This window comes from Cytobacillus sp. IB215665 (assembly GCF_033963835.1).
Taxonomy (GTDB): Bacteria; Bacillota; Bacilli; order Bacillales; family SM2101; genus Nanhaiella.
Genome location: NZ_JAXBME010000002.1, coordinates 370,064 through 393,618, shown reverse-complemented (window position 1 = coordinate 393,618; position 23,555 = coordinate 370,064). Strand labels below are relative to the sequence as shown.

Sequence of the window (23,555 nt, the reverse complement as noted above, 5' to 3'; positions counted from 1 at the left end):
TGACAAATAAATTAGAAGAGTTATTCTTTTTTTAGAGCACTATTTTGCATTACTTGTAGTTTTCTTACTATGAACTAAATTCGTATGCGATTAACATTTGAGAAACTATATCTAGTCGTACTAATTTAGGTAATAGCAACAAAACTTGTAAAAGAGAAACTCCATTGAAAGGATTAATATGATGAAAAGAATCATTGCATTATTAGTATTATTAATACCAGGAATTTTATCGGCCCTTGGAATTAAATTAATGAGGGATATGCTATTCAATATATTACAAAAACCTTTTCCTTTTTTATGGCTTCAATTTCTCGTAGGATTCATCATGTTTATAGCTGGTTTAGTATTTGTTGCCGGCTTTATACTGCACAGAGATCGTAAAAGAAATAAAGTACAACCGCGCTTACAGCAAAATAGTAAGATAAAATAACTGAATGAACAGCTGGACTATGTTGACTTAGTCCCATTTTCATTAAATATGATTATCTGGAGGTGCAAGTTACATGAATCCACATCAAATATCTCTTGAAACTGCTCAAAAACTTGCAAGCACGCTAAATATTCCCATAGAACAAATTATGCATATGCCAAAACATATTCTTGTTCAAAAAATGGCTGAAGCAGAGAAGAAAAAAGACGACAAGGAGTAAGATATACTCCTTGTCGTCTTTTTTGCTCTTAATTATATGCCGTACTACTCAATATGTAGTTGTTTATCCACTACATAGAATACTCCCTTGCCTGGACTTTTCAATTTCTTTGTTTGCTTTTTAATTTGGATAAACGTTTCAGGATAAGCTTTTTGAAAGATTGATACTTGCCCATCACCTTTTAAAGTTAATAATTCGGCTAACGCTTTTCGGGAATGTTCAAAATTTGAAACTTCTGTAACTTGTTCATCAAACTTATGCCTCAAACGATCATATTCTCTTTGATCCATTTCTGATAAATCATTACTGTAGTTATCAAATTGGTCAAGTTGTACTTTTATCGATTCAACTTTTTGCACAGCCTTTTTGTAATTTCTTAGAAGCTCAGCGAGCTCTTCTTTAACTTGCTCACGGTCAAATCCCTTCACAATGACCACAGTTCTCTTTTCCATCTTATTACCGATAACCCCTGCAGTAACACTCGCTTTTGCTTCAACATGACCACCAATTATTTTTCCTTTATGTTCGTTAGCAACAACATTCATAGCTTTCAAGTTACTTCCTATTGCGTAATAGCCAATGTTAATATTATGACTTGCTTCTAACACACATTCATTGGCATATTTGACAAATATATCATTTCCAGCAGTTATTGTCGTAACACCCTTACCAAAAACGCCACCTTTAATAAATACATCACCAGTTTTTGATTCAATCAGTTTAACGCCACTTATACCAAGCTCACTCATAACCGAGACATCTTTTGTCGCAACTACAGAGAAACCATTTTGCACAACACCGTTGACCGTGACATTTCCATCAAATGAAATATTACCAGTTTCAACACCCACATCACCATTAATGATTAAATGGTCTCCAATAGCTATTTTTCCATTTTTCACTTGAACAACACCGTCAATAGCTGCCCGAAGTACCTCTTTTCCATCTTTCAATTGCTCTTTTTTCACAGTTTTTTTGTCATAATAGAACCTTTTATCTTTTCCTTTTTTAGGAACAATTAATTCGCCTGTAACCGTTTTACCTGCTTTGCCGGTTGTCGGAGGTATCTTTTCTCCCAACCATTCGCCTTCTTTGACTACATCAATAAAATTCATATCGAAATAGTCAGCATTTCCGTCATCACGAATCGTTGGCTTTCTTTCAGATATCTCATAATAAGTAACTTTAGCGTCTTCACCATGGATAGGTTCAAGCCCTCTAGCAACAACGATATCTTTCTTAACTTGTAATTGTTGGTACAGGACATCTAATAATATACCTTCATTCACTCCATTACTATGTAACAATTCAACTGCTTTTGTAATATATGAGGATTTATGTTCTGTTAGCTCTTCTTCTGAACAATTAAAATGAATTGTTGCACTCATTTTATCTTTTGATACATCGCATATAACTAAAGGCTTTAATTCACCTATGTGTGTAATGTTGTTATTCGGCTCTTCAATGGCTTGTCTTAAAATTAAAAATTTTGAAATCGTTATTCGTGGATATTTAGTTAATAAAGCATGAAAATCGGCCATTGTATAGCCCTTCTTAAACACATTTATATAAAGTTTTGAATCATTATCATAAGTCATTTCAAAATATTCATTTTTTATAAATTCCATACAAATCACTCATTTCTTATATCTTAAAAGGACTGTTTACACTTAAAAACCGTCATTCCAAAATATTATTATATCAACAGCAGGACTAAGAAATATCTTCATTTTGTAAAGGGTTATCAAAGAGAAGATCTATCCGACAAAATGTCATTATTTTCACCCTTAATTATACCATTATTTCGAATATTATTTATAACAAATTAAAGTACATTATATTTTTTATGGATAAATACATAAGCTATTAGTAGCATACTTTTGTTAGCTATGAAATCGTACGTTTTTGCACACTTAAAAACCCAATAAACCACTTTGATTTATTGGGCGCATAACGTTCTTCCGTCATAAATTATTACTACTAATGCGTAATTAGACTTATTGAAGTTTTGATCGTGCAGCTTACTTTAGCAAGAGGTTCAATGAAACCGTTGTATATGGTTATTTCTTAGATTTGAAAACAACGTCCTTAAAAAGTTTTTTAATACCGTCTTTTGTAAAACGAGTTAATTCTTACCCTTTCAAGAAGCTTTATGCTCTAAACGCAGCTTATCAGCAACCATCGCGATGAATTCTGAATTGGTAGGCTTAGCTTTTGACATACTGACTGTATAACCGAACAATGACGAGATTGATTCGATATTGCCTCGACTCCATGCAACTTCTATTGCATGACGAATTGCTCGTTCTACTCTACTTGCTGTAGTGTTATATTTTTTTGCAATATCAGGATAAAGCACTTTAGTAATTGACCCTAATAGCTCAATATCGTTATATACCATTGATATCGCTTCACGAAGATATAAGTATCCTTTAATATGTGCAGGGACACCAATTTCATGGATAATACTTGTAATACTTGCATCAAGATTTTTATGCTTAGACTCATTTTGTGTGCGATACAATGTTGTTGTTTGTTTAACATGTGTAAGACCTTTACCACTTACTTGACGAATATGACTAATTAAGTTCTCCATATCAAAAGGTTTTAAAATAAAATATGAGGCCCCTAATTCCACAGCTTTTTTAGTAACATCTTCTTGACCAAAAGCTGTTAGCATAATGACATTTGGTTGCTTGTCCCTTTGTTCACGGATTTTTTCAAGGACAGCTAAACCATCTAAATGAGGCATAATAATGTCTAAAACTAACACATCAGGGGTATTATTTTTTAAGATATCCAAGCAGTCATGCCCGTTATAAGCTACCCCCACAACTTCCATATCATCTTGATTCGAAATATATTGTTCAATTAGGCTTACTAACTCTCTGTTGTCATCAATAATACAAACTTTAATTTTTTTCACACACTTTCCTCCTCGAACTCCAAATAAAATCAGGATTCATTATTTTCTGACTTTAGTGTAATGGAACATTTCGACGACATAACATGAAATCCCTTTAATTTTTTAAAAATAATATAAAATCTCTAAAATCTATACTTTTCTCCCAAAACCTTAAATATCCTATGTTTTTCGTTATTCGACAAATAACGAAAAATTTTTGTCGAAATGCGTTTTTCAGTTTATATATTATGTAAAAAACGAGCTGTTTTAGCTCGCTTTTTGTTGATTTTTTTCGTAAATGTCAATTCCTGCTTCATTTAGCATCCATTCAATATGAACGCCATACCCACTGGTAGGATCATTAACAAATACGTGAGTTACAGCACCAATTACCTTGCCATTTTGAATAATAGGACTGCCACTCATACCTTGAACGATACCACCTGTTTTACGCAACAGCTTTGGATCTGTAATTTTAATAACCATACCTTTTATTGCTGGAAATTTTTGTGGAACCGAGCTAATGATTTCAACATCAAATTCCTCAACTTTATCATTATCAACCACAGTTAGTATTTTTGCTGGACCTTCCTTAACTTCGTGTGATAATGCTATTGGTAATGCTTGATCATTTATACCATTTTTAATTTTTTTAGTTAACTCACCAAAAATTCCAAATGGGCTATTTTTACTAATTGTACCAATCTCTTCTTTATCTTTTGAAAATCTTGCTAATTTCTCACCCGGAGTCCCTGTACTCCCCTTTTGAATGGATGTAACGGTCGACCGAACAATGTGTCCATCTTGAACTCTAATTGGTTTTTTGGTATCTATGTCTGAAATCACATGACCCAATGCTCCGTATTTTTTAGAGTCAGGATGATAAAATGTCATTGTGCCGATTCCTGCAGCTGAATCACGTATATACAGACCTATACGATAGGTGTGATCATTTATATCTTTGATTGGTTGCAAAGTAGTAGTTACTTCATCATTATCACGGGAAATTGTTAGTTCAAGCGCTTTTTCTTCTTTTCCAGCTTGTTTAACAAAAGGAGCAACATCACTCATTTTTTCTATTTCCTTACCATTAATTTTAGTAATTAAGTCTCCAATTTTCACACCAGAATTTTCTCCAGGAGATACGCTACCTTCCTCTGTATCAACTTGATGAAACCCAACTACTAAAACTCCGATTGAATTTAGTTTGACTCCAATAGACTGCCCACCTGGTATCACCTTTAAATCATTAAGAACATTTACATTGATTTTTTTAATTGGGATACCTGCCATCTCTAATAGCATTTCACCATTTCCAGAAGCTTCACCCATAACGGCTAAACCAGTTTCAGCATTTGAAACTGAAAATACATCATTATCGTTTTGTTGACTAACTGTTACAGGTAATGTAGAAGGTAATTTAAGCTGCTGACCTTCAAAAACAATAATATTTTTTGGCAAACCAACATATTCTTTAAATGGACCAAAAAAAAGTATACTTACCAATGTAACAAGGAGAACAGCACCAACTATTTTTCTTATCTTCTCTGTTATCAATCACTTTCACTCTCCTCGCCCTAACCCACACCAAATATAATTACATGGCTACATCATTAATTTAGCCTACTAAGCGAACATTTATAACTATATAACAGAGAAAAAAGCTAGCCGTTTTTGGATAGCTTTTCAAGCATTTTTTAAATTTTTTGCTAAATCAAGCAATTCCTTTGCATGTTTCTTAGTTAAGTCAGTGATTTCTACACCCGAAATCATCCGACCAATTTCTTTTATTTTCTCATTTTTATTAAGGTGAGTAACTTTTGTTGTCGTTCGATCTCGTGAAGTATTTTTTGAAATAAACAAATGAGTGTCTGCCATTGCTGCTACTTGAGGTAAATGCGAAATACAGAGCACTTGTGAACCAACAGAGACATGATATATTTTTTCAGCAATTGCTTGAGCAACTCTTCCACTTACTCCGGTATCAACTTCATCAAAAATAATAGATGTTACGCCCTGATGCTTTGAGAAGATACTTTTTATCGCAAGCATAATTCGAGATAGCTCTCCACCTGATGCAACTTTTGAAAGTGGCTTTAATGGTTCACCAGGATTAGTTGAAATAAAAAACTCAACTTCATCAATGCCATTTTTTTTATATTTCACAGGAATTTCATTCTCGAAAGATGTTTCATGAATCCCCTCTTTTTTTGACAATGCAACGTCAAAGGTCGTTTTATCCATATATAAATGTTTAAGTTCTCTTTTAATATCTTTAATCAACAGGTCAGCATATTGCTTCCTAAGAACTGAGAGATTTTTAGCCTCTAATAACAAATCAGCTGATATACCTTCTAGTTCTTTTTTCAGTTGAAGAACATGACTATCACGATTTTGAATCGTATCAATTTCTTCCTCGATTGTTGCTGCATATTCAAGTATATCTTGAACTGTTCGTCCATATTTTCTTTTCAAATGATTTAACTCATTCAAACGTCCTTCTATAAAATTCAACCGATCTGGGTCATACTCTAGCTCATCTAATTGGTTGCGTATCTTATAAGAAATTTCCTCTACTAAATAATAGCTATTGGAAATTGTCTCAAACGCCTCTTTTAAATTTGCATCATAAGTGGAGACACCATCTAGGTGATTCATTGCTAGTCCAAGCCAATCTAACCCTCTTTGCTCTCCTAAAAGAGACTGATACGTATTATGTAACGCTTCATATATTTTTTCAAAGTTAGCAATTTTCGTTTTTTCATCAAGCAATTCATCATCTTCATTTTGAATCAGATTCGCTTCTTGAATCTCCTTCGATTGAAACTGAATTAAGTCTAAACGATGTGCCATTTCCTGTTCATTGTCACTTAGTTTTTGGAGTTTATTCGTTAAATTAACATATTTTTTATAAAGAACTTCATATTCATTTAGAGCTGACTTTATGTTCTTTCCGCCATATTGGTCGAGCAAATATAAATGATTGTCAGCAATCATCAGCTCCTGATGTTCATGCTGGCCATGTATATCTACCAACGTAGCACCAATTTCTCTTAATGTAGCAATTGTTACTAGCTTTCCATTTACTCGACAAACACTTTTACCTGTTGTATACATATCACGATGTAGGACAACCATACCATCACTTATTTCAATACCTAATTCTGCTGCTTTATTGTAGCACGAATGGGCATTATCCTCGAGTAAAAAAAGCCCTTCAATTTCTGCTCTTTTTTCCCCATAACGCACTAAATCTGAAGATCCCCTTCCTCCAGCGAGTAGATGGATTGCATCAATAATAATTGATTTACCTGCACCAGTTTCTCCCGTTAACACAGTTAGTCCCTTATCGAATGAAATCGAAAGGGAATCAATAATTGCAAAGTTTTTGATTGTTAATTCTGCTAGCATACCACACCTCACTTACAGCATATCTAAAAACCGTTGAGATATGATCTCTCTATCATCGGGCGTTCTACAAATGATTAAGCAAGTATCGTCTCCACAAATTGTTCCTAATATTTCTTCCCAATCAAGGTTATCTATTAGAGCACCAATAGCATGAGCATTGCCAGGTAACGTTTTCATTACTAGTAAATGACTAGCGCCATCTATCCCAACAAATGCATCCATTAATGATCTTTTTAATTTCTGTAACGGATTAAAACGTTGATCTGCTGGCAAGCTGTATTTATATCTCCCATCCATGGTTGGAACCTTGACTAGATGGAGTTCTTTTATATCTCGAGATACTGTAGCCTGTGTTACATTAAAACCAGCTTCCTTCAGTATGTCAACTAGTTCATCCTGTGTCTCTATCTCATTATTAGTAATGATATCCCTTATCCTAATATGTCTTTGCCCCTTGTTCATGCTAAGCACCTCTTTTGTATAATTATTTCGTCCATTATAAAGGTGTGATACTCATAATCTTATATTACCTGAATGGTCGGCATGTGCATATTTGAATTAAGCATTGTTTACAAAATAGTTAAAATTAGATCATGCTGTTTCTACATGGGTGGTAGTTATTTAAGATACTAACACCTACACAAGCTAGAGGTATCCTTTCAACTGTTCAATAGAACAAAGTCTCATTTATATCCTCATCTTGATGTCCTAATTTGTTAACAATTCAACAACGGTTACGAAAGAATCCTTAGATAAAAAGATTCCATTGTAGTAACAATTATTTTTTCCTTAACTCCTCATGTGCATTCTCTACAACTTTTTCAATAACTTCAGGATGAAATTGTTCAACTTTCTGATCTGTTGCACGCCATTTAAGGTGAAGAAGGAATTCAATATTCCCATCACCACCTGTTATCGGAGAAAATGTAGCATCCATAACATCATACCCATGCTCATCTGCAAATTGAACAATTGCATTTAATACTGATAAATGAACATTTTTATCCCGGACAATTCCCTTCTTGCCTACGAATTCTTTACCTGCTTCAAATTGAGGTTTCACAAGTGCTACTACATCACTATTTTCCTTAAGCAATGTTTTAAGTACAGGGAGTATTAAGCGTAATGAGATAAAGGATACATCTATTGATGCAAAATTTGGCATTCCATTCGTTAAATCTGATGATTTAATATAACGAAAGTTCATTCTCTCCATAACGATAACTCTTTTATCCTGTCTCAGTTTCCACGCCAATTGATTATAACCTACATCAATGGCATAGGATAGCCTTGCACCATTTTGCAAAGCACAATCAGTAAACCCTCCTGTAGATGAACCAATATCAATTATCGTTTTATTTTCCACAGTTATATCAAAGTATTTTAGTGCTTTTTCAAGCTTTAATCCTCCTCGACTAACATATGGATGATCGTTCCCCTTCACAGATAAGTTAATCGTGACATCGACTTTTTCCCCAGGTTTATCGAGTCTAATTTCGTTTGAATAAATTAACCCTGCCATAATCAAGCGTTTTGCTTTTTCTCTGGACTCAGCTAACCCACGTTCCACTAATAACACGTCTATTCGTTCTTTCTTAACTTTCATTCTTTTATGCCCTTTTTTGAATTTTAGGTATACTTTTTCTTATTCTATCAGCGACTGCTTCACTGGTCAGCCCAATTTCTGCTAATAAGTCTTTTACACTCCCATGCTCTATAAAACGATCTGGAATTCCCATTCTCTCAATATGCGCGCCATAAAAGGTTTGGTCGTGCGCAAATTCTAGAATTGCACTGCCAAAACCACCTTGCAACACAGCTTCTTCAACTGTTACAATCGGTATTTTTCTTTTTAATATTGTTATTAACATCTTTTCATCCAGAGGCTTGATAAAACGTGCGTTAACGACTTGTACTGAAACATTCTCTTTCGCTAACATATCGGCCGCTTCTAAAGCCATTCCGATCGTCGTTCCGAATGTTAATATAACAGCATCTGATCCATCCTTAAGAATTTCCCAACTGCCGATCGGTATAGCATTCAATTTTTGGTCTAAAGTGACACCGAGCCCATTACCTCGTGGAAAACGAAGTGCAATTGGGCCGTCATCATACTGTATTGCAGTATGAACCATATGTTGGCCTTCATTCTCATCTTTTGGCATCATCAGCACGATATTAGGAATATGACGAAGAAAAGCAATGTCAAATACACCTTGATGTGTTTCTCCATCAGCACCTACTAAACCAGCACGGTCAATTCCTAAAAATACATTTAAGTTTTGTCGGCAAATATCGTGGACGACTTGGTCATATGCTCTCTGTAGGAATGTAGAGTAAATTGCTAAAAAAGGCTTCATCCCTTGTGTTGCTAAGCCAGCTGCCATCGTGGCAGCATGCTGTTCAGCGATTCCTACATCATACATACGGTCAGGAAATTCACTAGCGAAGCCTTCTAACTTCGACCCTACAGGCATTGCGGGTGTAACAGCAACAATCCTATCATCGTTACGTGCTAATTTACGAACCGTTTCACTAACTAAACCACTCCAAGATGGAGGCGTATTCACTGGTTTTATTAAATCACCAGTTTCTATCTTATATGGCCCTGTTCCGTGCCATGTACCAACTTTATCAGATTCTGCTGGATAATAGCCTTTCCCCTTTTTGGTAATGACATGTAGAAGAACTGGACCTTCAGTTTTTTTAGCATAATGAAGGTTTTCGAACAAATCTTCATAATTATGACCATCTACCGGTCCTAAGTAGGTGAATCCTAACTCCTCAAAAAACACTCCAGATACAAGCAAGTACTTAAGGCTATCTTTGACACGTTCTGCAGTTGTTGCAAGTTTCCCTCCTACTGATGGGATTTTCTTTAGCAGCATCTCTAATTCATCTTTTACCCAATGGTATTTACCTGCTGTTCTAAGCCGTCCTAAAACATTATGAAGTGCACCTACATTCGGTGCAATAGACATCTCATTATCGTTTAAAACTACAAGAATATCCTTCTTTTCATGACCGATATGGTTTAGTGCTTCTAGAGCCATACCACCTGTAATAGCACCATCACCAATGATTGGAATAATGATGTCATTAGATTTCTTTAGATCCCTAGCTAATACCATCCCCATCGCTGCAGACAACGATGTTGAACTGTGACCAGTTTCCCAAACATCATGTTCACTTTCATTCATTTTTGGAAAGCCACATAAGCCTTGATATTTTCTAAGCGTATCAAATTCATTGGCACGACCCGTCAATATTTTGTGAACATAAGACTGATGACCGACATCCCAAAGAAATTTATCCTTAGGGCTGTCGAATACTTTGTGTAAGGCGATCGTCAGTTCAACAACACCTAAATTGGGTCCAATATGACCCCCGGTCTTCGAGAGCTTTTCAATTAAAAACTTACGGATTTCTTCAGTTAGTTGTTCTAGTTCGTGACTTGATAAGTTTTTTAAAAAACGAGGATCTTTTATTGTCGTTAGATCCATAGGACCACTCACCTTCATCTGGTTTTTCTTTGCTTGTTTTTCTTCTTTTTCTCCTTTAATAGTTCAATATTAAACTTTTCTTCAAGAAAATAAAACAACTTACCAACTTGAAAAATAATCTCTGTAGAATATGCAAGTGCAAGTGATTTCCCCATTGCTTTTCCACCAACTGTCAATGCAGCCACTACACTTGTAAAAATCACTGATACAATAATTTGGAAAAACGAGCCTTCATTATAATGAAAAGATACAGTGAACTGGACAATAACTACCGCCGAAGCAGTTCCACTAATAATTCCAGATATATCACCAATTACATCATTACAGAAGCTCGCAAATTTATCTGCATTGCGAACGATCCGGATCGCTGGTTTTGCTCCACTTATTTTTTTTGAAGCCATTGAATGAAATGGCACTTCGTTAGCAGCAGTAGCAGCTATTCCTATCATATCAAAAAATATTCCAGTTAATACAATTGCTAAAACGATGAGCATGCCTAATCCCCAAGTCACGCCGCTTAACATACTTGTAGATACAACTGAAAAAAGAGCCGCTAACACAAAAGTGATAACGGCAATCCCCATGCTCCAATTTATTGATTGTCGAAAAACTTGTTTCATGTGGTATACTACACCCTATTCAACCGTATTTCCTATCTTATATTCAAACAAAAATGTCAATTTATTATGTATAGTAGGGTGGTCATGAAAAGAGTAAAAATTACGGCTTAGGTCCAGTAGGTTTTCCCAAGCAAGTACCAAGCGTTGCCACTTTGGCGGTTTCCCTTCAAACTTGTTTTAGCTATGTCACCATATGCTAGACTGGATTACCACTTAGTCCGTACTATAATCCTCTTTTCATGTCATTGGAACAGTCTAGGAGTTTTCCTCAACAAACCTTAACCAAATCCTTATCCTCTTTTGCAGAGATGATTTCATATGGACTGATGAGGCATATATCAATGGCCAACTGATGTATACCTTAAACCATAATCCCCTCAAACTCCACTCAAGGCAGGCTACGCTGCTTGTAATTTGACTTACAGTGACAGGTTCATTCCCCATCCCATAGATTTAATAAATCTACAAGTATGGGCCTCCGCGGAAGCTGGGTCAACGCCCACATGCCATTGTGGATCGCCCAGCAACCTTAACTCCCAGCACCAACCCAAGGCTGGGCGCCTCAAGCCGACACAAGGAACTTCATCGATATGCCCTTTGGCGGATTTTTAGGCCCGCCTTCAGGAACGGTGGTTTGACTAGAATACTGCACCACCCCTAGCTAAAATTAAATATACCATATAATTAAGTATTTCTCAATTGATCGTTATTTTAAGCTTAATTTTCCCTAGTTGCAATAAGATCACATATATATTCTAGAATATCATGATTGATATTCGCTTGCTGTAATTTAAACTTTGCATGAGTGATGTGGAAAGACAGTTTTTCTTTTGCACCACTCAAGGTTAATAAAGCTGGGTATGTCATCTTATCCAGTTCTTCATCACTACCTATAGGCTTCCCTATTTTGTCCTCAGAACCTTCAATATCTAATATGTCATCCCTTATTTGAAATGCCAATCCAATATGCATTGCGAATTCTTTCAGAACACTTAATTGCGCATCTGATGCTCCTGCAAGTATAGCTCCAGCAATCACACTGTAAGCAAGGAGCTTACCTGTTTTGTGCTTATGAATATATTCCAACGTCTCGATTGAAGGCGTTTTTCCTTCACTTTGTATGTCAGCAACTTGACCACCAACCATACCTTCTGGCCCTGCAGCTTGAGCGAGTTTTGATATAAGTAACAACTTGACTTCAGGTGATACCGATGGATGATTTATGTCAGCAATTAATTGGAAACTATATGTCAACAATGCATCTCCTGCTAAAATAGCCATAGCTTCGCCAAACACTTTATGATTAGTAGGATTTCCTCTACGCAAATCATCATCATCCATGCTTGGGAGATCATCATGAACTAGTGAGTATGTATGTATTAATTCTATTGCAACAGCCACATCAATTCCAAGATCTTCATCTTTATTAAAAGCACGCAATGTAGCAAGTAATAACAATGGTCTTAGTCTTTTTCCACCAGCTTGAAGAGAATAATTCATAGATTCCTTTAAAATGTCAGGTGAGGACAATGCTTGTATGCCAGTTAATAAATTTTTTTCAATTACTTTTTTTTGTTCCGACAAATATTCTGCTACTTCTACTTGCATGTATGTCACTCATCCTCTCGAATAGTGAAAGGTTCAAGCTCACCGTCTTCACGAAGTATTTGATCCATTTGTTTTTCTACATTTTGTAATTTCTCATGACAAAATGATGAGAGTTTCATACCTTCTTTAAAGAAATCAATTGCCTCCTCGAGAGGAACATCTCCTTCTTCAAGTTTCTCAACAATCTTTTCAAGCTGCTCCATCGCTTGCTCAAATGTTATCTCCTTATTCATCTATCATTCGCTCCTCTACACTGCAAACTTCACAAGCTAATTTACCATCTTTCATTTGTATTGTTAGGCTATCATTCACTTTTACTCTTTCAACACTTTTTACTATAAGATCATTATTATCATAAACTAGGCTAAATCCTCTATCCATTACTTTCAGTGGACTTAAAGCATCTAATTTAGAAACATTCGAGGTAAATAAGAGTTGATTTTGCTTTACAACATTTTGTATTTCTTTTTGGAGAGCTTTTGTTGTTATCGAATGTTGCTCGAATGCTTTATGAATTAATTCTTTAGGATGCTTTTGCATTAAACGTTTCAGCAAATTCTCGGTACTGTCTTGTTTCACGCTAACTAATCGGCTAACTGTACGTTTAAGCTGTTCTAGCATGCGATCAAGCTCTTGGTTTTTTTGGGCATAGAGTTGTTGGGGATACCGAAATGCATATGATTTTTTCATATGATTTAATTGATCTGCTTCATTAACTAGCCTTTGTTTCATTAACTTTATAAGACGGACTTTATTTTGTGATAACCGTTCAGCAACGTCCGATAGTTTAGGCACTGCCATTTCAGCTGCTCCGGTAGGAGTAGGTGCTCTTAAATCTGCAACCAAATCTGAGATTGTAAAATCTGTCTCATGACCTACAGCAGAGATGACCGGTATCGATGAAGCAAAGATTTCTCTTACAACGCTTTCCTCGTTAAACGCCCATAATTCTTCAATCGAGCCCCCGCCTCTACCAACGATTAATACATCTAAATATGCTAGTTGGTTCGCGTATTTTATTTTTTCAACTAGTGATTGTGGTGCATATTCACCTTGTACAAGCGCAGGTAATATTACTACATTTGCTATAGGATAACGCCTTTTAATAGTAGTTAATATATCTCTAACTGCTGCTCCAGTCGGGGATGTTATAACACCGATGTATCGTGGAAACTTAGGAATATTTTTTTTGTGTTTAGTTAAAAATAACCCTTCTTCATCAAGCCTTTTCTTTAGTTCTTCAAATGCAATATACAAGCTACCTATGCCGTCAGGTTCCATTTCTTTAACGTAGATCTGATATGATCCACTGGATTGATAAACCGATATTTCTCCCCTAAGTAATACCTTCATGCCATTTTCAGGTTTATATTTTAACGTACGATTTTGCTTAGCAAACATGACTGCTTGAATTTTTGCTCCCTCATCTTTTAAGGTGAAATACATATGTCCACGGCTATGCAAGGTGAAGTTTGAAATTTCACCTTTTACCCATATATCTTGTAAATGAGGGTCAACATCAAACTTACGCTTTACATATTTTGTCAACGCAGTTACTGTTACAAATTTTTTTTCACCCATATAACATAAACCCCTTGGAATATTGTTATGTTCTATTTATCGAATTACTTATTTTTGATAACACACCATTTATAAATTTCCCAGATTGCTCATCGCCAAAAAGCTTGCCTAATTCAATTGCCTCATCAATGCTTACGTTTGTTGGTATTTCATCTATATACATCATTTCAAACACCGCAATGCGTAAAATGGATCGGTCAACATTTGCTACCCGTTCTATCGTCCAATTCTCTAAATTCTTACGAATATGTTCATCTATTTCAGCTTGGTGCTTTGCTACACCTAAGACTATTTCTTCTAGGAAAGGATCACTATGTTGTTCACCAATTACATTGTCAATAGCTTCCTTTGATTCAATATCACTTATGTCAATTTGAAATAATGCTTGTAGTGCCTTTTTTCTAGCAGTACGACGTTTCATAACTTCCTTCTCCTTTATAAACTTTACTACAACACGTACCATTATTTTATGAAAGTTTTCAAATAGTAACTATATTGTCGATTTATCATAACATGATCATAACACAATTCAAACACCTTAGTACAATCACCCAAAGTAGAAGAGCATTGATCACCCCTGACAAGCGCTGAAGCCATATACAGGAGCTAGACACCAAGAAAAGAGCGGTGGCGATCAAAAAAAAGACAAGTGGAAGATTGTTTTTTAACCTTCTTGAGTTTTATGACCCCAACAGGTTGCCCTTGTACTAGCCGTGAAAAATACGAAAATTTGAAATTAAAGCCAATAACACTCTAACATATATTAAAAAACGCAAAAATAAGGATCAAACCACATTACTCCCAAAACCTTGTATAATATCTTCAGAATCACTCATTATACAAAGGTGGATAGCGGGTTTGACCCTTTTTTAGTCATTAGTTAATTTTCAAACGATAATAACACTAGCTTGTAGCTGTATTATAGTTCTTCTATTTCAGTCTCTTGTGCAGGGTTATCAAATTGAACTCCTACTACGTGAATGTTAACTTCATCAACATCTAAAGCAGTCATATTCAATAGTGTCTGACGAACGTTGTCTTGTACTTGATGAGCTATACTCGGGATCGAAACACCAAATTTCACCATACAGTACACGTCTATCGTAACACCCTCTTCAGTGAGCTCAACCTTAACACCTTTACCATGATTTTTTATACCTAGCCTCTCAACTACTCCAGAAGCAAAGTTTCCTCGCATTTGTGCAATACCCTCAATCTCAGATGCAGCTATGCCGGCTATAACCTCAATTACTTCAGGAGCAATTTCGATTTTCCCTAAACTATTATTCCCTTGGTTCATTTCTAATAAGTTGCTTTCCATTTTAATACACCTCCTATATTTTTATTTATTGCCCATTACATCATATAATTCAAGAAATTTAGTATTAAAATTTCCTTCTACAAATTTTTCATGTTCTAACAAATTCATATGAAAAGGTATAGTTGTATGAATTCCTTCGATTACAAATTCCTTTAATGCCCTTTTCATTCTATCAATTGCTTCATCTCTAGTTTTTCCATAGGTAATTAATTTTGCTATCATTGAATCATAATATGGTGGAATCATATACCCAGGATATGCTGCCGAGTCTACACGAACCCCGTAGCCTCCAGGCGGCAAGTACATATTAATTCTTCCAGGTGAAGGCATAAAGTTTTTCTCAGGGTTTTCTGCATTTATCCTACATTCAATTGCCCATCCAGTATACGTAATGTCTTCTTGGGTGTATGCAAGCTTTTCTCCAGAAGCTACACGAATTTGTTCTTTTATTAAATCAACTCCTGTTACCATCTCTGTAACTGGATGCTCAACTTGTATCCTCGTATTCATTTCCATGAAGTAGAACGCGTTTTCGTTATAGTCAAAAATAAACTCTACCGTTCCTGCTCCTGAATAGTTTACAGCTGCAGCCGCTTTAACTGCTGCATTTCCCATTCGTTCTCGAATTTCTTCATTTAGTGCAGGTGACGGTGTTTCCTCAACAAGCTTCTGAAGACGACGTTGAATCGAACAATCACGTTCACCTAAATGAATAACATTTCCAAAGTTATCAGCTAATACTTGAATCTCTACATGACGAAAATCTTGAACATATTTTTCAATATAAACTCCAGGATTCCCAAACGCAGTAGCTGCCTCTTGTTGAGTAATGTTGATGCCATTTATTAATTCTTGTTCGTCTGCTGCGACACGAATGCCTTTTCCTCCACCACCAGCTGTCGCTTTGATAATAACAGGATATCCAATGTCGTTAGCTAATAGTACTGCTTCATCTGTACTATTAATTATCCCTTGCGATCCAGGTACAATTGGAACATTAGCTGTCTTCATAGTCTCTCTAGCTACATCCTTAGTACCCATTTTCGTGATTGCTTCTGGACTTGGACCAACAAATGTAATATTACATTCCCTGCATAGATCTGCGAAATCTGCATTCTCAGCTAAAAACCCGTACCCAGGATGAATAGCATCACTACCTGTAAGTGTTGCTACACTAATAATATTTGTAAAATTTAAATAGCTATCTTTTGACGCGGTAGGTCCAATACAATAAGCCTCGTCTGCCATTTGTACATGTAATGCGTCACGGTCAGCCTCAGAAAATACTGCAACAGTTTCTATTCCCAATTCTGTACATGCTCGAATGATGCGTACAGCAATTTCACCCCTGTTTGCAATTAATAATTTTTTTATCATTCGTCATTCTCTCCTGTTCTACTCCATCCTCTTTGTTCTCTTATTGAAAACTTACTTACACAGGCTTCACAAGGAACAAGGGCTGACCATACTCTACAAGTTGGCCATCTTCTGCAAGAATGTCTACGATTTCCCCTTTTACTTCTGCTTCAATTTCATTAAATAACTTCATTGCCTCTACAATACAAACTACTGTGTTGTTTTGCACACTATCACCTACTGAAACGTATTTGTCACTGTCAGGTGATGGTGCAGCATAAAAAGTTCCAACCATTGGTGAAGTAATCTTATGTAAATTCGTCTGTTCTTCGATACCTTTTCTTTCTGCTTCCACGCGCACGTTACTGCTTTCAGCGGGAACTTCTGACACAGGACTTGAACTTAGTTCTGTTGTTGGTGCAACAGGTTGATGCTTTTGCACTTCCTCAACAGCAATGTTACTAAGGGTTTGTTTAGTAACGGTTCCTTGTTTTTTCATTTTAATTTTTGAACCTTCATTCTCATAAACAAATTCGTCAATATTTGATTGGTCAACTAGTTTAATTAATTCTCGAATCTCTTGAATTTTCAACATATGAGCACTCCTTATTTAACTTATACTTGTTTCTAGTATCTCATACCATCATCATACGATAGACACCTATTTCATTCAACAGTTTAACAACAATCGTATAAAAATTATTCTACACTATTTTCATTTGATCTACCTTTAAAGTACGTAAAAACCCAGCTGGCACTTAAGCCGGCTGGGTTAAAAAATATTTTTTCCCTTACATTTATATTACCTTTACAAAAACTATCAATCAGTTACCTATGTTGTTTTTTTATGGATTGTGCTTAACTAACACATCTTTCCTTTCTTGAAATTCCTCATTCACTTTCTTGATGATCGCATTAGCCTCGCTAGGAGATAAAGCTTCTGCCTGCACAGTTACTTCCACATTATTTCCATTCGTCTCAACAAGTGCAGCAACATAGCCCATCGACTCAATTAACACTTCTAATGTATCTTCTTTTGCACTTAATGTTTCAAGTTCCTCAAGTTTACTTGCTGCCTCGTTAATTTCATCAATCGTGGCAGTTTTTGAAGCTGCAATGTCTTGTAATTTCTCCATTTCTTTACTTCTTATATCTTGTAGTTGCATGCGTTTTGCTATAATCCAATCGTCAGAAGACAAAGTAAGAGAATCCTCTTCCAATCCTTCTACCATACCGCTCATGCTACCTTGTTCACTAATTTCTACTACAGTTCCAGATTGTTCTTCTTCAACCATCTCTTGATTAATAAAGGCTAAATCATTTCTCGTTCCACCATCACTAGTAATATAATATACAGATAATATTAGAACCAAAGCCACCATCGTTAACAACCATACAGTTTGTTTTTTTAAAAGCATCTACTCATTCCCCCTCAGATTTTTTCGGCAACACTTCTACTCTATGACTAGGTACATCTAACAATTTTATAACTGCATCCTTCACCCTTTGTTTAGCTTGCATATCTTTTAACTTCGCAACTACTAGAACCCCACGAACTTTAGGCTTTTTCGTTGTTAATACAATAGGTGTCTCCTTGTCTCCATCTCGTATAATTATGGCTTGTTCATCAACAGACCAATCTTCTACTTCTCTTTTTCCACCTTCTCTATCAGTCTCTTTCGTCGTTTGGGTCGATGTTGTAGTGCTTTTCTCTAGTACATTTATTTCAGTTGAGTCTAAGTTAACACTAACTGCTACATCTCCTACACCTTCTACCTGTTCTAATAGATCCTTTAATTGATTTTCATAGTTGGTCTCATAATCACTCATTGATTCATCTTTCGTATTTTTCGCACCAAAAGCAGGTGTATCCTTTTGCTCTTCAGTTAACAAAGATGGATTCGTATATGAAGCTTCTTCACTAGGAAACATCACATTATTTAATAGTATTAGAACGACACCCAATACTAACAATATAAGTACGTATATGTACTTAGATTTTGTTTTATCATTGCTACCATTATTTTTTGAAAGGAAGTTTTGTATCCATTGTATAAACCCTCTATTTTTCTCCACTTGGTACCTACTCCCCCCCTTCCATTTGTACATTTATGAGTTCTGAATCAATTTCCCATGCGTCTGATAAATGCTTAGAAATATCTTGTTCTGCTACTGACTTGTTATTTTTCTTCATTGGTTGGGAGGTATTTATACTAATTGATTTCACAACTGGAACTGTAACTCCATCTTCATGATATTTTGTCACCATCACTTCGACTCCGGTTACTGTGTCTTCAGTAAGAAAGATTTCTATATCTTGAATCATGTATCCATACGTTTCTATCAACTCCTCTTCCACATCTTCTTTCATTTGGACAGCCGTTTGTTCTAAAATATATGCACGATGTGATGCTTGTATTTCTTTTTTCTTCATTTCAATTTCATTTTCTAACATTTCTTCTTGAAACTCTGATTTTGTACTCATTGATGAAAAGATTTGGTCGATGTCTGTTGACAGAAGTTGAAGAAGTGGGGTAATTATAATTGTAATTAATAATAAACCAGTGACCATTTTGACATATTTTTGTATGCTAGTATCCGGAATTAATAAATCTATGACTGTTGCAAGAAGAAGAAACAAGATGACATTTGTAATCCATTCAAGCAAAAACTCCACATCATTCACCTCATCAGCTATAAAAAACTACCTCACCATCATGGTCATATTTCCAACTGCAATTATTACTGTAATACTTAGAAAAAACATAAGGGATACGATAGCTAAAGCAGCGAAAATATAGATAATACTTTTGCTAATAATGTCTAAGCAATCTATAACAGGTCCACCGCCAATAGGTTGTATCAAAGCTGCAGTCAATTTATAAATAACTGCTATTGATAATATTTTCAGCGCTGGGAATACCGCAATTAATAACAAAATTGCTACTCCAACTATACCGACAGTATTTTTTAATAGTAAAGATGCACTTATGACTGTATCAGTCGTTTCAGTGAAGATTCGACCGATGACAGGGACAAAATTGTTTGTTACAAATTTAGCAGTGCGAATTGTTATTCCATCTGTCACCGCTGAGGATGATCCTTGGACTGAAATAACGCCTAGAAATACAGTTAAAAAAGTACCAAGCAAGCCAATGCTTATGCTTTTTAATAATTGTGCCAATTGCGTTACTTTATAATGGTCAGTTAGTGTACTTACGATACTTAATAATGCAGATAAGAATAGTAGAGGTAGGACAATATAATTTATTAGTAAACCACTTGTGTTCATCAAAAGAAGAATGATCGGATGAAAAAAAGCAGCTGAGATAATTCCCCCAGAAGTAGCAATTAGCGCTAATAAAAGCGGAATTAACGCAATCATGAAATTTGTCATGACTTCTATTGCCTCTTTCGTAAATTGGATAACAATATGAAAGCTGTTTAAAGCAATGATGATTAGCACCATATATACGAGGGCATAAGCCACTTTACTAACCGTTTGCTGTTCAAAAGCATTCTGAACTGTTTGCAAAAACATACTTAAAATTGTTAACATTAGTAAAGTTCCTAATAGTTTTCCATTTGCCGCAAGTTCGTAAAATAAAAATTTTACTAACCCCATTAACCACTGTTGAATTGAGAAATCTTTCTCACCACGGACAAAATCAAAAAAACTGCCTTTTTGGCTTTCAGGTAAAAAGCCACCATACTTCGTCACTATTTCATCCCAAAACTGTTTAATCTCTTCAATCCCAAGTGCCTCCAACTGTTGATCAACAAAATCTTGTTGAGGGGAAGATGCTTGTACATTATTCGGAAAGAAAAAAAACAAAAACAAAGCTGAAGCGCATAATATTAAACATAGTTGCTTCAATTTGTTTACCTCCTACATAAAGTGAACTCTTTTAGAACATTAGCGTGCAAGGTATTTAACTTCCCCTCTATCCATATGTTTCATATTGATGGGATTAATCTTATTATCGTTTCAATGATGACAGTTAAAATAGGGATAGCCATCGTTAAAATTAATATTTTGCCGGCTAATTCGATCTTAGTAGCAATTGCTCCTTGACCTGCATCTTTAGTAATTTGAGCTCCAAATTCTGCTATATATGCAATTCCAATAATCTTCATGATCGTTTCGATGTATACCATATTCACATTAGCATTCACAGCTATTTTTTCTATCATTCGAATAACTTCATAGATTTGATCTATTAGAAAAAGAAAAATAATACAACTAACAAACACAACGAGTAAAAATGCAAATGATGGTTTTTGTTCATTGACTATCATCGCTAAGAACGTAGCAATCAAACCAATACCAACAATTTGAACAATCTCAATGACTAAACACCTCGCTTACCCTTGAAACAAAAAGACTGACTTAATTTTTTTAAATAAGTCATCGACTATTGAAGCTACCATAAACAAAATATAAACAAAACCTAATAAGGTTACCCAATGAGCGTAATCTTCTTTTCCCATTTGTTTTAAAATTGTATGGAGAAATGCAACTACTATACCTACGCCAGCGATTTTAAATATGACATCCACATCTATGCCCACGATGTACTTCTCCTCCTAATCACTACAGCAATAAAATTATTAGTAATAAACCACCTAAAAATCCTAAACTTTTCACCATTTTTTCATATCGTAACTGTTGTTCCTTCGCCTCATTCTCTTCTCTTTCTAAATGATTTAAAGCTAACAAAATATGCTTTTGTTGTGAAGTACGGTCGTGCTGACCAAGAGTCTCGCCAAATTGCCTAAGTATCTCCATTTCTCCTGCTTTTAAAGATGTAAACTTCCATACTTCCTGTAAGCTCTTATTCCAAGCATCTTTTACACTTGTATCACTTGCCTCTAGATTTTTCGCAAAACCCTCAAACAACCAGGAGAGCGGTTTTTGAAGTTGAGTTGCCAAATTCATAGCTGCATCATGTAGCGGAAGATGACCATACATAATTTCTGCCTCGAGTGATTGTAATGCCACCTTTAACTGCCTAAGTTGACGTGGTCTCTCTGTTAATTGCTTAGCAGCTTCAAAACCTGTCCACGTAGAAGCAATTAGTATTATCACTGCGCCAAGAAACTTCATTTAGGTCACTCTCACTTTACTCATGATGTTTTCACCTCTAGCATTCAATACTCGCGAAACAGTACCTGGTCCATTCCTTCTTGTTAATTCTATAAACCTATCAAACACTTCCATTTCAAGAATGGGCCTAAGAGATGGACGCTTTTTTAAATCCTGCCATTCGTACCCATGTACAGTCACAAATAATCTCACACCTGCGTTTACTGCTTCTAATATCGCCTCACTATCTTCTACTCTACCTATTTCATCCACTACTAGCACATCAGGGCTCATAGAACGAATCATCATCATCATACCCTCTGCTTTTGGGCAAGCATCAAGGATATCTACCCTTTCTCCAAGATCATGCTGTGGGATACCATTGACACTACCAGCTATTTCAGAACGTTCATCAACTATACCTACCTTACATGACTGGATATTCTCATCAGCTATCCCTAAACTTATTAACCGCGTAATATCTCTAAGTAGAGTTGTTTTTCCAGTTTGCGGTGGACCGATTATAATAGTATTTAGCCATCGGTTGTTATATAAATAATTAGTTAAATGATTTGCCACACCTATCTTTTGCTTTGCAATTCGAATATTAAAAGAAGACACATTTCGAATCGCTTTTACGTTCCCACTTTCTGTTATAACCTTCCCTGCCAAGCCAACCCGATGTCCACCTTCAATTGTAATGTACCCTCTCCTAAGCTCCTCTTCTAACGTATAAATTGAATATTGGCTTATTTTATTTAGAAGTTGGCGTCCATCCTCATGTGTAACCAAATATGGATGAAACTGTGGTTTACCATCAATAATAACTTCTAGTGGTTTCGAAACTCTTACTCGTATTTCTTCTATTTGTTTGAGGGTCGATGGAGAATATTTTGTAAGAAGAAGAGAGATTGACTGTGGCAATACATTATAAACCTCATCCATTTTTCCACCCCCCATTAAAGGAACATCTCAATAATTTCAATACTCTTCATAAATGAGCCTTTGCTAAAACCCTACTTCTCCTTGAACGTCCTTATAACACAATGTATGGTCAGCTTGACCACTTTATGACTGCAACTATTGAAGAAAAGCGGAAGCGCATTGCTCATCCCCGACAAGCGCTGGAGTTATATCACTTGAAGGCGCTTTTTGCCTTCGATTGATATGACGAAGCGACCTCGAGGGGATATGCGCTGGAGCTAGACAAATAGAAAAGCGGAAGCGCATTGCCCATCCCCGACAAGCGCTGGAGTTATATCACTTGAAGGCGCTTTTTGCCTTCGATTGATATGACGAAGCGACCTCGAGGGGATATGCGCTGGAGCTAGACAAATAGAAAAGCGGAAGGCACCTGCTTATCGGCGACAAGCACTGGAAGCCATACACTAGAAGGCATTTTTTGACTTCGGGAGTATGGCTAAAGTAACCTCGAGAGGCAAGGAGTCGAAGCTAGCCAAGTAGAAAAGCGGAAGGCACCCCAATTCCACCTAACATCAGCACACGTCCTGTGT

The 23,555-nt window shown here is 35.8% G+C and carries 25 protein-coding genes; 2 read left to right on the top strand and 23 right to left on the bottom strand.

Features of this window, described 5'->3' with window-relative positions; translation table 11 throughout:
* The first annotated feature begins 181 nt into the window (after positions 1 to 181).
* Both SLH52_RS03900 and SLH52_RS03895 read left to right on the top strand, forming a co-directional pair.
* Positions 182 to 430: a DUF2627 domain-containing protein gene (locus tag SLH52_RS03900; RefSeq protein ID WP_214480201.1), complete on the top strand. Its 249-nt coding sequence runs from the start codon at positions 182 to 184 to the stop codon at positions 428 to 430.
* A gap of 73 nt (positions 431 to 503) precedes the next feature.
* On the top strand, positions 504 to 650 hold the full coding sequence (locus SLH52_RS03895) for a YycC family protein (protein ID WP_214480202.1): 147 nt from the start codon (positions 504 to 506) through the stop codon (positions 648 to 650).
* Between the two features lie 44 nt (positions 651 to 694).
* Here the strand turns inward: SLH52_RS03895 and SLH52_RS03890 are convergent, their stop codons facing one another.
* From SLH52_RS03890 to spoIIIAA, 23 genes are all read right to left on the bottom strand, one after another.
* Positions 695 to 2,278 (bottom strand): FapA family protein, encoded by a 1,584-nt coding sequence (locus SLH52_RS03890; RefSeq protein ID WP_320207968.1) that lies wholly within the window; start codon positions 2,276 to 2,278, stop codon positions 695 to 697.
* A gap of 512 nt (positions 2,279 to 2,790) precedes the next feature.
* Entirely contained in the window at positions 2,791 to 3,576 is a 786-nt protein-coding gene (gene spo0A, locus SLH52_RS03885; RefSeq protein WP_320207967.1) for a sporulation transcription factor Spo0A, read from the bottom strand.
* 246 nt (positions 3,577 to 3,822) lie between these two features.
* Positions 3,823 to 5,109 (bottom strand): SpoIVB peptidase, encoded by a 1,287-nt coding sequence (gene spoIVB / locus SLH52_RS03880; RefSeq protein ID WP_413785486.1) that lies wholly within the window; start codon positions 5,107 to 5,109, stop codon positions 3,823 to 3,825.
* 132 nt (positions 5,110 to 5,241) lie between these two features.
* Complete coding sequence (recN, locus tag SLH52_RS03875; RefSeq protein WP_320207965.1) at positions 5,242 to 6,966, bottom strand: DNA repair protein RecN; 1,725 nt, start codon at positions 6,964 to 6,966, stop codon at positions 5,242 to 5,244.
* 12 nt (positions 6,967 to 6,978) lie between these two features.
* On the bottom strand, positions 6,979 to 7,428 hold the full coding sequence (gene ahrC, locus SLH52_RS03870; protein WP_320207964.1) for a transcriptional regulator AhrC/ArgR: 450 nt from the start codon (positions 7,426 to 7,428) through the stop codon (positions 6,979 to 6,981).
* Positions 7,429 to 7,744: 316 nt separating this feature from the next.
* Positions 7,745 to 8,572, bottom strand: coding sequence for a TlyA family RNA methyltransferase (locus tag SLH52_RS03865; RefSeq protein WP_320207963.1), 828 nt, complete (start codon positions 8,570 to 8,572; stop codon positions 7,745 to 7,747).
* Positions 8,573 to 8,576: 4 nt separating this feature from the next.
* A complete protein-coding gene (gene dxs, locus SLH52_RS03860) occupies positions 8,577 to 10,469 on the bottom strand; it encodes a 1-deoxy-D-xylulose-5-phosphate synthase (protein ID WP_320207962.1) in 1,893 nt (630 codons plus the stop codon).
* A 14-nt stretch (positions 10,470 to 10,483) separates the two neighbouring features.
* Positions 10,484 to 11,089, bottom strand: coding sequence for a hypothetical protein (locus SLH52_RS03855; RefSeq protein ID WP_320207961.1), 606 nt, complete (start codon positions 11,087 to 11,089; stop codon positions 10,484 to 10,486).
* Positions 11,090 to 11,806: 717 nt separating this feature from the next.
* On the bottom strand, positions 11,807 to 12,697 hold the full coding sequence (locus tag SLH52_RS03850; protein ID WP_320207960.1) for a farnesyl diphosphate synthase: 891 nt from the start codon (positions 12,695 to 12,697) through the stop codon (positions 11,807 to 11,809).
* A 5-nt stretch (positions 12,698 to 12,702) separates the two neighbouring features.
* Positions 12,703 to 12,930 (bottom strand): exodeoxyribonuclease VII small subunit, encoded by a 228-nt coding sequence (locus SLH52_RS03845; protein ID WP_214480212.1) that lies wholly within the window; start codon positions 12,928 to 12,930, stop codon positions 12,703 to 12,705.
* Positions 12,923 to 14,278: an exodeoxyribonuclease VII large subunit gene (xseA, locus tag SLH52_RS03840; RefSeq protein ID WP_320207959.1), complete on the bottom strand. Its 1,356-nt coding sequence runs from the start codon at positions 14,276 to 14,278 to the stop codon at positions 12,923 to 12,925. Before xseA ends, SLH52_RS03845 begins: the two co-directional genes overlap by 8 nt.
* Positions 14,279 to 14,303: 25 nt before the next feature.
* Positions 14,304 to 14,699, bottom strand: a complete 396-nt coding sequence (gene nusB, locus SLH52_RS03835; protein ID WP_320207958.1) for a transcription antitermination factor NusB — start codon at positions 14,697 to 14,699, stop codon at positions 14,304 to 14,306.
* 498 nt (positions 14,700 to 15,197) lie between these two features.
* Positions 15,198 to 15,599, bottom strand: a complete 402-nt coding sequence (locus tag SLH52_RS03830) for an Asp23/Gls24 family envelope stress response protein (protein WP_320207957.1) — start codon at positions 15,597 to 15,599, stop codon at positions 15,198 to 15,200.
* A 21-nt stretch (positions 15,600 to 15,620) separates the two neighbouring features.
* Positions 15,621 to 16,976, bottom strand: coding sequence for an acetyl-CoA carboxylase biotin carboxylase subunit (gene accC, locus SLH52_RS03825; RefSeq protein WP_320207956.1), 1,356 nt, complete (start codon positions 16,974 to 16,976; stop codon positions 15,621 to 15,623).
* Positions 16,977 to 17,031: 55 nt separating this feature from the next.
* The gene (gene accB / locus SLH52_RS03820) at positions 17,032 to 17,550 is read right to left on the bottom strand and encodes an acetyl-CoA carboxylase biotin carboxyl carrier protein (protein WP_320207955.1); all 519 of its coding nucleotides are present in this window, start codon (positions 17,548 to 17,550) and stop codon (positions 17,032 to 17,034) included.
* 250 nt (positions 17,551 to 17,800) lie between these two features.
* A complete protein-coding gene (locus SLH52_RS03815; protein WP_320207954.1) occupies positions 17,801 to 18,373 on the bottom strand; it encodes a SpoIIIAH-like family protein in 573 nt (190 codons plus the stop codon).
* 4 nt (positions 18,374 to 18,377) lie between these two features.
* Complete coding sequence (gene spoIIIAG, locus SLH52_RS03810; protein ID WP_320207953.1) at positions 18,378 to 19,031, bottom strand: stage III sporulation protein AG; 654 nt, start codon at positions 19,029 to 19,031, stop codon at positions 18,378 to 18,380.
* Positions 19,032 to 19,038: 7 nt separating this feature from the next.
* The gene (gene spoIIIAF / locus SLH52_RS03805; RefSeq protein ID WP_320207952.1) at positions 19,039 to 19,632 is read right to left on the bottom strand and encodes a stage III sporulation protein AF; all 594 of its coding nucleotides are present in this window, start codon (positions 19,630 to 19,632) and stop codon (positions 19,039 to 19,041) included.
* Between the two features lie 27 nt (positions 19,633 to 19,659).
* Positions 19,660 to 20,832 (bottom strand): stage III sporulation protein AE, encoded by a 1,173-nt coding sequence (spoIIIAE, locus tag SLH52_RS03800; RefSeq protein WP_320207951.1) that lies wholly within the window; start codon positions 20,830 to 20,832, stop codon positions 19,660 to 19,662.
* A gap of 80 nt (positions 20,833 to 20,912) precedes the next feature.
* On the bottom strand, positions 20,913 to 21,305 hold the full coding sequence (gene spoIIIAD / locus SLH52_RS03795) for a stage III sporulation protein AD (RefSeq protein WP_320208060.1): 393 nt from the start codon (positions 21,303 to 21,305) through the stop codon (positions 20,913 to 20,915).
* Between the two features lie 15 nt (positions 21,306 to 21,320).
* Positions 21,321 to 21,527, bottom strand: coding sequence for a stage III sporulation protein AC (gene spoIIIAC, locus SLH52_RS03790; protein WP_214480222.1), 207 nt, complete (start codon positions 21,525 to 21,527; stop codon positions 21,321 to 21,323).
* 22 nt (positions 21,528 to 21,549) lie between these two features.
* Entirely contained in the window at positions 21,550 to 22,062 is a 513-nt protein-coding gene (gene spoIIIAB, locus SLH52_RS03785) for a stage III sporulation protein SpoIIIAB (protein ID WP_214480223.1), read from the bottom strand.
* The gene (spoIIIAA, locus tag SLH52_RS03780) at positions 22,063 to 22,986 is read right to left on the bottom strand and encodes a stage III sporulation protein AA (protein ID WP_320207950.1); all 924 of its coding nucleotides are present in this window, start codon (positions 22,984 to 22,986) and stop codon (positions 22,063 to 22,065) included.
* Positions 22,987 to 23,555 lie beyond the last annotated feature (569 nt).